Source organism: Caenispirillum salinarum AK4 (genome assembly GCF_000315795.1).
Taxonomy (GTDB): Bacteria; Pseudomonadota; Alphaproteobacteria; order Rhodospirillales; family Rhodospirillaceae; genus Caenispirillum; species Caenispirillum salinarum.
In genome coordinates, this window is sequence record NZ_ANHY01000040.1 from 13,800 (window position 1) to 27,774 (window position 13,975).

Consider the following 13,975-nt stretch of genomic DNA (forward strand, 5'->3'; position numbering starts at 1 on the left):
CAACGCCCGCCCAGCCTTCGGGAGCAGCGGCCGCCCGCCCGAAGGCGGTCTGTGCCGGCGGCATGGGGGCTGCCTCCCACCTGCTTGACAGCGCCGGAAGAGCGCCCCTATTGTCCGCCAGCATTTTCTATCACCATGCGGCGGGGATCCGGGGGAGTGTTCGCCGTCCGCGTCGTATGCGAGTTCCTGGCGTGCGTTTCGGCTGAATAGCCGGCCCGGAAGACGTCAGCACAACCAACAGGGGACAACCGTGCCGCACTCCACGCCCGTCACCGCCTGTCAGATCTGCGACAGCGGCAATCTTGCGCCCGTTCTCTTCATCGGCTACGTCACGCCCGTGAACACGATGCCACCCGTTGGCGAAGTGGCGGAGGAGCAGCCGGCGTTCCCGTTGGAGATGATTCGCTGCGGCGGCTGCGGTCTGGTCCAGATCGGGCTGGAAGTCTCGCCCGAGGTGCTGTTCCCGCACAGCTACCCCTACCTCAGCGGCACCACGCGCATCCTGCGCGACAACTTTGCCGACCTCTACCGCGAGTGCCAGGAGATCGTCGGCTTGGCTGCCGATGACCTGGTGATCGACGTCGGCTCCAACGACGGAACGCTGCTGTCCAACTTCCACGAGGGCGGCCATCGCGTCCTGGGCGTGGAGCCCTCGCAGGCCGGCGACGTCGCGCAGTCGCGCGGTATCGACACCTGGAAGGGCTACTTCGGCAAGGAGACGGCCGCCGCCGTCAAGGCGAAGCACGGCAGCGCCAAGATCGTCACCGCCGCCAACGTCTTCGCGCACATCGGCAACGTGCACGGCGTGGTCGAGGGCATCGTGGACCTGATGGGCGACGACGGCGTCTTCGTCTCGGAAAGCCACTACCTGCTGGATCTGGTCGAGACGCTGCAATACGACACCGTCTACCACGAGCACCTGCGCTACTACAGCCTGGGCAGCCTGTCCGCGCTGCTGGAGCGCCACGGGCTGGAAGCCTTCCACGTCAAGCCGATTCCCACCCACGGCGGGTCGATTCGCGTCTATGCCTGCCGCAAGGGGGCGCGCCCGATCCAGCCGTCGGTCGCCGCGCAGCTGGCCAAGGAAGCCGAGGCCGGCATCACCGACGGCAGCGCGCTGACCACCTTCAAGGAGCGCGTCGTGCAGTCGAAGACCAAGCTCTACGCGCTGCTGGACGAAATCCGCCAGCCGGGCGTGCGCATCTTCGGCATCGGTGCTCCGTCGCGGGCCTCGACGCTTATCAACTACCTGGGTCTGGACGACGGCATCATGGAAGCCGTCATGGAAGTCTCGGGCTCGCACAAGCTGAACAAGTACATCCCCGGTACGCGCATTCCGGTGCTGGACGAGCAGAAGCTGTATGACGAGCAGCCCGAGTACGCGCTGCTGCTGTCGTGGCACATTGCCGATGAACTGGCGGCCAACCTGCGCAAGCGCGGCTACAAGGGCAAGTTCATCGCACCGCTGCCCGAACCGCGCATCGTTGAGGCGTAGGACGGAGGAACCGGCCATGGCGGGTCGTGCCGTCCGGGTGGCGACTCTGGGGCTGGGTTTCGGCGCCGCTGTCCATGTTCCCGCCCTGGCCGCTCTGCCGGAAACGGAAGTGGTGGCCCTGGGCGCGCGGGAACCCGCCAGGGCCGCTGACGCCGCCGAGCGCCTGGGGCTCGACCCGGCGTTGGCCGTGGCCGGCATCGACGCCCTGCTGGCGCGCCGGCCCCAGGTGGTCACGCTGGCCGTGCCGCCCGATCAGGCCGAGGCTGCCGCTCTCCGCGCTTTGGACGCGGGCTGCGCTGTTCTTTGCGAGAAGCCGCTTGCCGCGGATGCCGCCGCCGCGCGCCGGATGGCCGAGGCGGCGGCATCCGCGGGTCGTCCGACGGCGGTGGATTTTCAGTTCGCCGAGTTGCCGCCGTTCCGTCGCCTTCACCAGGCCCTGGGGGACGGGATCATCGGGGCACCGCGCCACGCCACCGTGACGTGGCTCATGCAGTCCTATGCCCAGAAGCATGGCCTTTGGTCGTGGAAGTCCGATGCGACGGCCGGGGGTGGCGTGATGACGCTGTTCGGCTCGCATCTTCTGTACCTGGCGGAATGGCTGTTCGGTCCGGCGACCCGACTTTGGGCCGCCTTTGACAACAAGGCGACCGCCGCCTTCGCGCCCGCGGGCGCAGCAGCGGCCGAGGACACGGTCCACATGCGGCTGGAGCACGCAGGGGGCACGGTGTTCCACGCGACCTTCGGCAACGCCGCGCCTGGCATCCACCGCCACCAGTGGCATGTGGCCGGGGAGACCGGATCGCTGGTTCTGGACAACGCCAGCAGCGATTACATGAGAGGTTTCACGCTGACAGGCGCGGGCTCCGCGGCGGACCTGGCGTGGCGTGAGCCGGGCGCCGCCGAGGGCGATGGCCGCCTGCCGCCCTTCCGTGCGCTGGCCGAGCGCTTCCTGGCGGCGGTGCGGGAGGGGACCTCCTTCCGGCCCGATTTTTCCGACGGCGCCAGGGTTCAGGATTTGATGGAAGCCGCCCGCCGATCCGCCCGGACAGGCGAGGTGGTGAACATAACAGTTGCGGGCAGAACGCAGTGAGCACGCGGGGCAGGTAACGCCCGCAAGGCCGGTCACCGAGAGAAGGTAAGTTGCACTCATGACGAACCACTCCATCCATGGCGTGGCGATGCAGGCCGCACCGATCATTGCCGTGGACATCGGCGCCAGGAACGGTCCGGCCGACATCCGGCGGATCGCGCCAGCCTGCGCCACCTACTGCTTCGAACCCAATGCCGCCGAGTTCGAAAAGTTGGACGGCGGCGCGGCCGATGCACAGGCCGCTCTTGCAGCGGGTGAGCTTCGGCGCTTTCCCGCCGCCGTCTGCGGCCATTCTGGTGTTGCACGGCTCAACATCTCGCGCCGCGCGGGGGCGACGTCGACCCTCAAGCCCAATGCTGCGCTTCTCGGGCAGTTCGCGGCGGACAACTGGTCGGAACTGGTCGACATCGTCGATACGGTCGAGGTTCCGGCGGTTACTCTGGCTGAATTCGCGGAGCGGCAGAAGCTGTCGCACATCGACTTCCTCAAGCTGGATACGCAGGGCAACGAACTCGACATCTTGCGGAGCGGCGGCGATATCCTGGACAGGATCGGCGTCGTGAAAACCGAGGTCGAGTTCGTGGAGATGTACGAAGGCCAGGCCATGTACGACGAGGTTGCAGGTTTCCTGCGCCATCGCAGCTTTGAACTGGTCGACATCGAAATCTCCCCGTCCTGTCGCCGCTTCCATCGCTTCGACCGTCTGCGTCCATCGGCTTATCGGCTGGTCTGGGCCGACCTCATCATGGTGAGAGCGCCCTACGACGCGGACGATCCCCGTGCCCTTGCCAAGGCGACCGTCTTGGCGGCCCTGGGTTATGCGGATCTTGCCAGCCACATCGTCCGCATCGCGCATCCCTCGGATCCCGTGTTGTGCGACGCGTTCGATGCCATGGCGCTGGATCTTCTTCGTCCGGCGCATCGTATGGGACGTCTTCGCGACGTGCTGGAGCGGTCACTGGGTATCCTGATGAGCCGGTATCACTGGCGGCGCGGCCACCAGCTCAAGAGCCTGCGGTAGTCAATGTCGTTTCTCGTCAAGCGGTCGGCCTGGTACATGCTCGCGTCTTTGGCCGGCGCGGGCATCAGTGTGGCGGTGCTGCCGTTTGCGACGCAGGTCATCGGGGCCGCGGAGTACGGGGCGCTTGCGATCGCCATGGCCGTCGCGACGCTCGCCACGGCCATGGGGGCGGCGGCGATCGGCTTCGTGCTGTCCGAACACTATCTGAGGGTCGAGGACGCGCTCCGCGGCGAGATATCCGCGGCCGCTGTCATTGCCGCCTATGTCGGTGCGGTCGTCGCCGCCCTTATCCTGTTGCCGGCCGCAATCCTGCTCCTGCCGCAGGTGATGGAAATTGACGAAGCCCTGCGCACCGGCATCATGATCTGCCTTCTCGGTGCGGTCGTCGGCGCGCCCTGGGTGGTCGCCTCAGAGGTCTTCATGCTCGAAGGGCGGGCGGCCGCCTTTGCCATTGGCACCATAGGGCAGGCACTGACCAATGCCGCGGTGGTGCTTGTGCTCCTCTTCGTCTGGCCCATGCCGGACCTGGCCCTGTTCATCGGAAACGCGGCCGGCCATGGCGTGCTGTTTCTCGTGGGCATTGGCGCGCTGTGGAAGACCCTGCGATGCCCCAAGGGGCGCCGGTGGTTCGACGCCATGCGGTCGAAGGCCGTCTCCGTGGGGCGGGCCTCGCTGGCGGAGTCGGGGCGCAGCCTGTTCGAGCGCAGCTATCTTGGGTCGTGGACCACGGTGGCCGCAGTCGGTCTGTTTTCCCATGCGCAGCTCTATCGCAACTGGGCCATGCTGGCGCTGAACGCGGTGTCCCGTGCCGTCTGGCCGGTCAATCTGGCCGAAGCCAACGAGCCTGAACCCACCTTCCGCCTGACCCGCGCGAGCTGGAACGTCGTGCAGGCGGGATTGGCGGGCATGGCGATCGTCTTTGCGCTGTTCGGGCGTGAGATCATCAGCCTTCTGACGTCGGGAAAGTTCGTGGAGGCGACCCCCTTCGCCATCATCCTGTTGTGCAGCCTGCTCATACAGACCGCCGGAAAGCCCTACATGGTGCTGTTGATTGCGCGCGGCGAAGGGCAGCACACCGGCAATGCCGCCGCGATCGGAACGGTGTGCGGTCTGGCCGCCCTGGCGGGTCTGGTGCCTTGGCTGGGCGCGATGGGGGCGGCGCTGGCGGCGGTTCTGCAAATGGTGGTCACGCGGAGCCTGATCGTCCGGGCAGGGCGCCGGATTCACCGCCTGGCCTTCGCCGACTGGTGGGTGGTGGTTGGATTGGTGCTCGCGGCCGGAACTTATGTCTGGACTGATACGGCCAGTCCGGGCATCCTGCCGCGCGTTCTCGTCCTTGCGTTCCTGGTGGCGGTCATGGCATTCGCCGTCCGCCGGTCGCTAATGGTGTTTCTCAAGTACCGCGGCCTCCCCGATACCGGAGAGAGCGCCTCGCAACCCAACGGACAATCTGCATGACTGCCTTGCCCCGTCTGCTCATCGTCAGTGGCGTCTGGCCGCATGTCGTGGGAAACCGGGAAGCCGCCAACGTGATCTGCCACCAGATCACGTGTCATCTTGCGCGCTCGGGTTTGTTCGATGTGCGCTACGTGGTCATCAACGCCTTTGAAACCGCCATGCCCGGGGCCGCCGGCCCGGAGGTGGAGGACCTGAAGGCGCTTGGCGTGCATTTTCATGAGCCGGTGAAGGCCGACTTGACTCCGGCGGCCGGCGCGGGCGCATTCAACAAGCTCAAGGCGGTGGCGGCGGGCCATTCTGACCGCCTGATCGTCGGCACGGGGCAGCAGGACAAGCTGTTGCGGTCCCTGGGCGGCGAGATGCCCGACGCCGTGCTCGCGATCTGGGCCGAGACCGCCGGCTACATGGCGAGCTCCCTGCCGATACCCAAGTTCAACTACGCCGGCAATCCCGACCACAAGGTCCTGGAGGCCCGCATGGAGCTGGAGGATTGGCTGGGTGGCCGTTCGCTGCTGGGGCGGGCGCGCGACGTGATGCGGCTGAAGGTCACGCGCGCCGGGCACCTTGCCGCCATGCGGCGGTACGACCTGATGTGGAACGTCGCGGCCAACGACGCCGCCGACTACGCCGCGGCCGGTGTCAACGCCCGCTACCTTCAGAACATGTGGCCGGGCGCCGTCCACGCGGACTGGCAGGCTGGCCGCGACGCTTCCGAGCAGACGGCGCCGCTGAAGATCGTCGGCAACGTTGGCAATATCTCGGCCACCGGCAACAGCTTCGGCCTGATGACGCTGGCCACCCAGATAGTGCCGCGCCTGAAGGAAAAGCTGGGCGAGGGCGCGTTCGAGGTCCACCTGTTCGGCGGCGGCAAGCCGCATCCGTCGGTGGCCCCGCTGCTGAACGACCCGCACATCCGCGTCCGTGGGTTCGTGGACGACATCGACGCCGAGATCCTGTCGGCGCCCGTGTTCCTGGTCGCCAACAACAGCCAGCGGTTCAAGGTCGGCCATACCCGTTTTCTCCATGCGTGGTCGCTTGGCGCCTGCGTCGTCGGCTTCTCCGACAGCGCCGAGGCCATGCCGGAAATCCGCCACCGCGAGAACGCGCTGCTGGGCGATACGCCGGAGGCCGTCGCCGACCTGGTGGTGGAGGCCGGGCGCGACAAGGCCCTGCGCCGCGCCGTCGCCGCCGGCGGCATCGAAATGCTGACCACGGCCTTCAACCCGGCCCGCGTGGTCGGGGAACTGATCCGGGACCTGGACGCCCGCCTGACATCTCGCAAAACCGGAGTTGCCGCATGAGGTCCGTCGCCCTTCTGTCCCACCGTTTCGGCAACATCGGCCACAACTTCATGGCGCTGGGCGCCGAGGCGGTGGCGCGTGAGGCGTTCGGGGAGGACGTCCGCATTGCCCATTTCGAGCAGCACCACCCCTTCTCGGTCTATCCCGAGGGGCACTGGACCCGCTGGATAGACAAGCTGCGCCACGACCGCCTGATGTGGCTGCGCCGCCGGCTGGCGCGAGAGGATGTCTATCAAAAGATGTGGGCGCAGACGCAGCCGCTGGAGTTCGACCTGGCGGTGGCCTGCGGCGGCCCAAACCTGGTGAGCGGCGCGGCGGCGACGCCGCAGATGCGCCTTCTGATGCACCATTTCAACGGTGCCTTCGCGTTCCGCGGCACCCCGGTCCTCGACGCCGCGGTGGGAAGCGGATTTCCGCTGGAGCGCATTCCCGAGCGCCTGTCGCCCGAGGATGAGGCGTTCTACAAGACCTCCACCGGCATCACCCGCGCCATCACCGTGCGCGAGCACGACGCCTGCCGGCTTTACGGCACTATCGGCGTTGAGGCCCCGGTGATCCCGTGCATCGCGATAGGGTCCGGGCGGTTCTTCCAGCGGTTCCGTGACGAGGCCGACCGCTCCGGCACGCCGCGCGACGAGCGCCCGATCATTATCAATTTCCAGGCCAAGGGTTCGAACACCGACTGGGACCAGGGCGTCGACCCCGCCGCATGGATGGATCTGGTGCGGGGCGTCGTCGCGGACCTGCGGGCGGACGGGCAGCGGGTGGAGCTCCTGTGCCATTCGCTCTACGAGCGCAAGCTGGCCCGCCAACTGGCGCCGGACCTTCCCATCCACTTCCCCCAGACCGAAGAGGAATACGGCCACATCATCGCCAACGCCAAGGTCGGGTTTGTCAGCCGCATCCACGCGGGCGTGGCCCTGGCCGGCATCGGCGTGCCGTCGCTTGTGGTCGGAAACGACACGCGCATCGGCACCACGGCGGAGATGGGCTTGCCGTCCTATTTCACGAAAAAGCTCGATCGCGACACCGTGGTGGCCGAAATCCGGCGCTTGGTCTCATCCGCCGATGCCGAACGCGAGCGGTTGCTCGCCCTTCGCGAAAGCGTTATCAAGCGCTATGCCGAAGTCTTTGCCACCTGTGCCGAGAATCAATCATGAGCTTTGAAATCGCGGGTCGCCCTGTCGGTCCCGGCCATCCGGCCTACATCATTGCCGAAGCGTGCGACAACCACATGGGCGACCTGGATGCGGCGATCGAAATGGCGCGCCAGTCCAAGCTGGCCGGCGCCGACGCGGTGAAGTACCAGCACCACCTGCCCGACGAGGAAATGCTGCCCGACACCCCCATGTCGGACAACTTCGAGGAACCGCTCTACGAGTTCCTGAAGAAGCACGCCCTGACGCTGGAGCAGCACCGCAAGATCAAGGCGTACTGCGACGACATCGGCATCACGTACCTGTGCACTCCGTTCAGCTGGGCGGCGGCGAAGGAGTTGGAGCCTCTGAACGTGCCGGCGTTCAAGATCGGCTCGGGCGAGATGACGGACGTCCCGTCGCTGGTGCGCATCGCCAGCCTGGGCAAGCCCATGATCATCTCCACGGGCATGGCGACCTTCGACGAAATTCAGCGCACCTACGAGGCCCTGGCGACCCGCGGCACCGACCTGGCGCTGATGAACTGCGTCAGCGAGTATCCGCCGGTGTACGAGGACGTGAACCTGCGCGTCATCAACCAGATGATCGAACGGTTCCCCAAGGCGGTGATCGGCCATTCCGACCACACGCCGGACCTGTTCACCTGTTACGCCGCGGTGACATTGGGCGCCTGCCTGATCGAGAAGCATGTCATTCTCGACAAGCGCACGCCCGGCCCCGACCAGTCGGTGAGCATCGACTTCCGCGACCTCGCGACGCTAGTCGACGGCATCCGCAAAGTGGAAGCCTCGCTGGGCGCCGAGAAGAAGGTTCACGGCCGCGAGCAGCAGATTCGCACCTGGGCGTTCCGCTCCATCGTTTCCACCCGCGCCATCAAGGCCGGTGAGGTGATCGGCGAGGACATGGTGTGGTCCAAGCGCCCCGGGACCGGCATTCCCTCGCACCGCATGGACGAGGTCGTCGGCCGCCGCGCGGTTCGGGACATCGCGGATAACGTTCTGCTGTCCTGGGACGATCTGGAATCGGCGTGATCATGGATGGGCGGTCGCCGAACCCGTGCGGCCGAAGGGGGAAGGTGATGAAGCTTCTGTTCCTGAACGGCTCCCGCGGGGAGTGGGGCTATATCCGGCCGATCATCGACCTGTGCGTCGGGCGCGGCATCGACTACGGTATCTGCGCCACGAACATGCTGCTGCTGTCCAGCCACGGCTCGCTGGTCGATGAAATCCGGGCGGAGGGCTACAAGGTCTGCGACGACATCTTCATGTCGCTGGAAGGCCACAACCACATCACCATGGTGAAGTCGCTGGGCGTCTTCCTGACCTCCTTTGTCGAGACTATCAACCGCGAGAAGCCCGACTGGGTGGTCCTGGCGGGCGACCGGGGCGAGCAGTTGATGGGCGCCGTCGCGGCCGCCTACACCTACACGCCGGTGTGCCACATCCAGGCCGGCGAGCGCTCGGGCAACATCGACGGCGTGGCGCGTCATGCCATCGGCAAGTTCGTCCATCTGCACTTCGCCGCCAACCAGGACGCCGCCGACCGACTGGCGCGCCTGGGCGAGGAACCGTTCCGCATCCACAACGTCGGGGCGCCACAGCTCGACGAGTTGGTCAAGGACGACGTGACGCCGGCCACGGAGCTGGCTCACCGCTACGACCTGGACGCCACCAAACCTTACCTGCTGGCCGTCCAGCACCCGGTGACCGAGGAGATGGACCTCGCCGTGGAGCAGGTGCAGGCCATGGCGCAGGCCGTCGGCCGCTACGACATGCCCAAGGTGTGGATCCTGCCCAACAACGACGCGGGCTCCCATGCCGTGCGGCGGGCGCTGCTCAAGCACCGCGGGCCGGACACCATGGTTTTCGAGAACCTGACCCGGCGCGATTACCTGGGGTTCCTGAAGCACGCCGCCGCCATGGTGGGCAACTCAAGCTCGGGACTGCTCGAGGCGCCGACCTTCAAGGTGGCCGCCGTCAATCTGGGGCGCCGCCAGGCCGACCGCGTGCAGGGCACCAACGTCATCAACGCGCCGTTCGAGGTGGACGCCATCTGCGCGGCCATCGACAAGGCCCTGTCGCCGGCGTTTCAGAGCACCCTGGGAACGTGCGAGAATCCCTACGGTGACGGCCGGTCGTCGGAACGCATCCTCGACATTCTGACCGAAATGCCCATCGATGACCGGCTGCTCGTCAAGCGGCTGATGTACTGAGGGATCGTGCCATGGAAGATCGTCTCGCCGCGCTCGTCATTCCGCTGTCCGCCCGCATCATCGACGCCGCCCAGGCGATTCGCGAGAACAAGAACCGCTGCGTCGTCGCCGTTGCCGACGGCAAGGTGGTCGGTGTCCTTTCCGAAGGCGACATCATGAAGGCCCTGCTGCATGGCAGCGACGTGCACGGGCCCATCGCGGACTGGGTGAGCCACGGCTTCAAGTTCCTGCGCGAGCACGACCGCCGCGCGGCCTTCGACCTCATGCGCAAGCACGGCATCACGCTGGTGCCCGTGGTCGACGAGGAATTCCGCCTCACGGACGTGGTGACGCTGTTCGAGGTGCTCGCTCATTGCGATCTGCGTGACGAGGCGCCCGGCGCATGATCGTTGTCGTGCCCGCGCGCGGCGGGTCCAAGCGCATCCCGCACAAGAACATCGCGGCGCTGGCGGGTCGTCCGCTGCTGGCGCGTACCCTGGACCAGGCGCGCGACGCCGGGCTGCTGGCGAATGTGGTGGTCTCCACCGACGCCGAGCCCATTGCCGCGGTGGCGCGCGACTGCGGCGCCCGCGTCATCATGCGCCCGGCGGACCTGGCCTCCGACACCGCCTCGACCGAGGCGGCGCTTCTGCACGTTCTGGACGTTTTGGCCGACGAGGGCCGGCACGACGAGTGGATCATGACCCTGCCGCCGACCTCGCCCTTCCGCGAGGCGTCGACCATCCGGGCCTTCGCCGACGCCGTGCATGATCTGCCGGCGGAGGTGGATTGCCTGATGTCGGTGACGGAAACGCGCGGCGACTATTGGCGGCGTCTGCCCGACGGCTCGTTCCGGCGCCTGTTCCCCGACGCGCCGCGCCGCCAGCAGGACCGGGAGCCGCTGTTCGAGGAGAACAGCGCCATTTACGTGACCCGCGTGGCGGCCCTGCGTGACAGCGGCATCATTCTGGGGCGCGGCGTCGAGGGCCGCCCCATCGGCTGGCGCGAGGCGCTGGACATCAACACTCCCGACGACCTGGCCCTGGCCGAGGCACTGCTCGCCTCCGGCCGCCGTCCAGTGGAGGACTGACGATGACGGACGTGCCCGACCGCACCTGGCTCATCACCGGCGGCGCCGGCTTCATCGGCTCGAACCTGGCCGAGCGTCTGCTGCGCGACGGCCGGTCGGTGATCGTGCTGGACGACCTTTCCACCGGCACCGCCGCCAACGTCGACCGCCTGCGCGCGGCGGGTGGCGAGCGCTTCCGTCTGGTGGAGGCCGACCTGCTGGACGAAGCCGCCCTGGCGGAGGCCATGAGCGGCACCGATGTGATCGTGAACCTGGCGGCGCAGGTTTCGGTGCCGGCCTCGGTCGCCGATCCGTCCACGACGCACCGCATCAACACCGAGGGCTTCGAGACCATATTGCGCGTCGCTGGTGCCGGCGGCGCGCGGCGGATCGTCTATGCCTCCTCCAGCGCAGTGTTCGGCGACAATCCGAACCTGCCGCTGGTGGAGGAGGCCGAGACCCGGCCCATGAGCCCTTACGCCGAGAGCAAGCTTGCCAACGAGCGCGCGGCGGCGGCGCATGTGAAGGCCCATCCCGGCGCGACCGTCACGGGGCTCCGGTTCTTCAACGTCTACGGCCCTCACCAGTCGGCGACGGGCGGCTATGCCGCGGTGATCCCGGCGTGGCGCAAGGCGCTGACGGAAGGGCGGGCTCCGGTGATCTATGGTGACGGCCAGCAGACCCGTGACTTCTGCCACGTCAGCGACGTCACCGCCGTCATCCGGGCCGCGGCCGTTGCGGCCTCCGAAGGCGCGGCGCCGCTCTACAACGTGGGCGCGGGCCATGCCGTGACGCTCCTGGAACTGCTGGACGTCATGTCGGGCCTGGCCCGCCGTGCCGGCCATTCCGTGCGCGATGCCGTGTTCGAGGCGGAGCGGCCGGGCGACATCCGCCATTCGTCCTGCGACATCGCGCGCGTGACGTCGGCGTTGGGCGTCGTTCCGTCCGTCACGCTCGCCGAGGGGCTGGCGCCGATGATGGGCATCGACCGCCGCGCGCCGGCCGGGGAGGGCTGACAACATGGCTCTGGACCCCCGGACCAAGGAAAACCTCAAGCGCCTGCTGCGCCGCACCGGCCTGTCTCGATGGGCGCGGGCGGCCCTTGCCTTGCGCCCGGCGGCCCGCGCTGCCCGGCGGCGCGACGAGGCGGAGCTTGCCGCACTTCGAGAGCAGCTGGCGGCCGTCCGTGCCCAGATAGAGGCGGCGGCGGCGGGCCAGGACCGCACCGCGCTGGTGATCGGCATGGGCGGCGTTGCCTACATCGCGCAGCAGTTGCCGGTACTGGCCGGCGTGGTCGCGGCCGGCTTTGCGCCCGTGGTCGTCCTGCCGTCGCGTGGAAATACGCAGGAACGGCGGATTTACGAGTCGTGTGGAATCACGCGCTTCGCCTACTGGGAAGACCAGGCGGAGAACGCCGAGGCCGACGTCGTTCTAGAGTCCTTCAGCCGCTGCCGCACCCAGGATGACGTGCTGGCGCTGTCGTGGCAGGGCATCGCCGTCGGCAAGTATGCCGTTTCCACCCTCATGCGGCGGCTGCGGCAGGGGCACATCGACGTTGCCGATCCGCAGGTGCGGGCGCACATGGAGGTGGCGCTGCGCCGCACGCTCGACCACACCGCAGCCGGAATGGCGCTGATAGAGTCGTGGCGGCCGGACCTGGGCGTCTTCGTCGATCGCGGCTACACGCCCGAAGGACCGCTGTTCGAGATTTGCATCGCGGCGGGCATCCGGCCCATCACCTTCAACGCGGCTCACCGTGACAACACGTTGATGCTCAAGCGTTATGGGCCGGATAACGCCAACGTCCACCCCAGTTCCCTGTCCGACGACACCTGGACACGCCTGCGCGCCATGACGTGGACCGACGCGCACTGGGACAGCCTGCGCGGCGAACTCGAACACTGTTACGGCTCCGGCCAGTGGTATGGCGAAGTGGGCACGCAGTTCAACACGCGCATGCTGGACCGCAATACGGTTTTGACTCGGCTGGAGCTTGATCCGGCCAAGAAGACTGTGCTGCTGTTCCCGCACATCTTCTGGGACGCGACCTTCTTCTGGGGGCGCGACGTGTTCCGCGACTATGCCGACTGGTTCCGCGAAAGCGTGCGGGCGGCGTGGGAGAATGACCGCGTCAACTGGATCATCAAGGTCCATCCTGCCAACGTGGTTAAGAACCAGCGGGATGGCATCGACGGCCAGTTTTCCGAAATGGAGGTGCTGTCCGAGTTCGGGCCCGTGCCGCCGCACATTCGGGTGCTGCCACCGGATACAGAGATTTCCACCCTGTCCCTGTTCTCGGTGGGCGACGTCTGCCTGACCGTCCGGGGCACCGTGGGGATTGAGGCGGCGATGCTTGGTCTGACCGTCCTGACCGCCGGCACCGGCCGCTACGACGGCTTGGGCTTCACGGACGACATCACGACGCCCGATGCGTGGCGCCAGCGTCTGGCGCGGATTGAGGAAACCGAACCGCCGGCGGCGGAAACGGTGGAACTGGCGCGTCGCTACGCCTACGGCGTGTTCCTGGCGCGGCCGCTGGAGATGGGATCGGTCTGCTTCCGCTATGCCCAGCAGCATGGCGCGACGCTGGAGGTCGAGGTGCGGCCGGAGGCGGCCGCCGACCTCATGGCATGCGACGACATCCGGGCCATGGCGGGCTGGCTGCGCTCGGGCGCGCAGGACTGCGTGACGGAACGGATGATCGCGGCGCCGGAAGAAGAGGTGCAAGGGCAGGTGGTATGATGGCCTCCGCGGGGGGCCATAAACCCTCTGACCCGTTCGGCCGGAGCCTACTCAACACCGCCACCGGCGAACGCTTTGTCTTCGGCAACAAGCGTCTCATCGGCGGGGGCGCCATGCGTACGCCTTCGCCCGTTAGGGCGTGCAGGGGCGGTCTTGCTTCTTCCGGCTTCTGCCGACGGCGCTCTCGGCGCGCCAGGCGTTTGCCACCTTCGCCCGCAGCCGGTGAGCCTGGAGCGGCTGGGCCTACCCGGCGGCATCCACTGCGTCTACTACGGCCGCAAGGCCGCCCGATACCAGTTCCGTCAATTGGTGACCTTCGCCCATCCAGTGGAGCAGACGGAGCGGATTGTTCCGGTCTCGGCCAGCGCGGCGTTCCAGGTGTCACAGCACGCGGTTACGACGGCATTGAGGTCCTGAAAGATGCGATCTGACAGCCAATTGTCCTTGAGGT

12 protein-coding genes are annotated in these 13,975 nt (G+C 67.4%); all 12 read left to right on the forward strand.

Annotated features, from left to right (window positions below):
* The first annotated feature begins 250 nt into the window (after positions 1–250).
* From C882_RS22275 to C882_RS22330, 12 genes are read left to right on the forward strand one after another with little or no spacing between them, the layout of a single operon-like run.
* Complete coding sequence (locus C882_RS22275) at positions 251–1,495, forward strand: class I SAM-dependent methyltransferase (RefSeq protein ID WP_009542955.1); 1,245 nt, start codon at positions 251–253, stop codon at positions 1,493–1,495.
* Between the two features lie 16 nt (positions 1,496–1,511).
* Positions 1,512–2,585 (forward strand): Gfo/Idh/MocA family protein, encoded by a 1,074-nt coding sequence (locus C882_RS22280; protein ID WP_009542956.1) that lies wholly within the window; start codon positions 1,512–1,514, stop codon positions 2,583–2,585.
* A 58-nt stretch (positions 2,586–2,643) separates the two neighbouring features.
* Entirely contained in the window at positions 2,644–3,606 is a 963-nt protein-coding gene (locus tag C882_RS23720; RefSeq protein ID WP_009542957.1) for an FkbM family methyltransferase, read from the forward strand.
* 3 nt (positions 3,607–3,609) lie between these two features.
* Positions 3,610–5,064 carry a lipopolysaccharide biosynthesis protein gene (locus C882_RS22290; RefSeq protein WP_009542958.1) on the forward strand — a complete coding sequence of 485 codons (1,455 nt, stop codon included), beginning with the start codon at positions 3,610–3,612 and terminating at the stop codon, positions 5,062–5,064.
* Complete coding sequence (locus tag C882_RS22295) at positions 5,061–6,365, forward strand: glycosyltransferase (RefSeq protein WP_043647263.1); 1,305 nt, start codon at positions 5,061–5,063, stop codon at positions 6,363–6,365. Before C882_RS22290 ends, C882_RS22295 begins: the two co-directional genes overlap by 4 nt.
* Before the next feature lie 50 nt (positions 6,366–6,415).
* Complete coding sequence (locus tag C882_RS22300) at positions 6,416–7,525, forward strand: hypothetical protein (protein ID WP_152415473.1); 1,110 nt, start codon at positions 6,416–6,418, stop codon at positions 7,523–7,525.
* Positions 7,522–8,553 carry an N-acetylneuraminate synthase family protein gene (locus C882_RS22305; protein WP_009542961.1) on the forward strand — a complete coding sequence of 344 codons (1,032 nt, stop codon included), beginning with the start codon at positions 7,522–7,524 and terminating at the stop codon, positions 8,551–8,553. Before C882_RS22300 ends, C882_RS22305 begins: the two co-directional genes overlap by 4 nt.
* A gap of 47 nt (positions 8,554–8,600) precedes the next feature.
* Entirely contained in the window at positions 8,601–9,734 is a 1,134-nt protein-coding gene (gene neuC / locus C882_RS22310) for a UDP-N-acetylglucosamine 2-epimerase (protein WP_009542962.1), read from the forward strand.
* Between the two features lie 11 nt (positions 9,735–9,745).
* Positions 9,746–10,120 (forward strand): CBS domain-containing protein, encoded by a 375-nt coding sequence (locus C882_RS22315; RefSeq protein WP_009542963.1) that lies wholly within the window; start codon positions 9,746–9,748, stop codon positions 10,118–10,120.
* Positions 10,117–10,803, forward strand: a complete 687-nt coding sequence (locus tag C882_RS22320; RefSeq protein ID WP_009542964.1) for an acylneuraminate cytidylyltransferase family protein — start codon at positions 10,117–10,119, stop codon at positions 10,801–10,803. Before C882_RS22315 ends, C882_RS22320 begins: the two co-directional genes overlap by 4 nt.
* Positions 10,804–10,805: 2 nt before the next feature.
* A complete protein-coding gene (locus tag C882_RS22325) occupies positions 10,806–11,798 on the forward strand; it encodes an SDR family NAD(P)-dependent oxidoreductase (protein WP_009542965.1) in 993 nt (330 codons plus the stop codon).
* Positions 11,799–11,802: 4 nt separating this feature from the next.
* Positions 11,803–13,524 carry a capsular polysaccharide export protein, LipB/KpsS family gene (locus C882_RS22330; protein ID WP_009542966.1) on the forward strand — a complete coding sequence of 574 codons (1,722 nt, stop codon included), beginning with the start codon at positions 11,803–11,805 and terminating at the stop codon, positions 13,522–13,524.
* Positions 13,525–13,975: the final 451 nt, after the last annotated feature.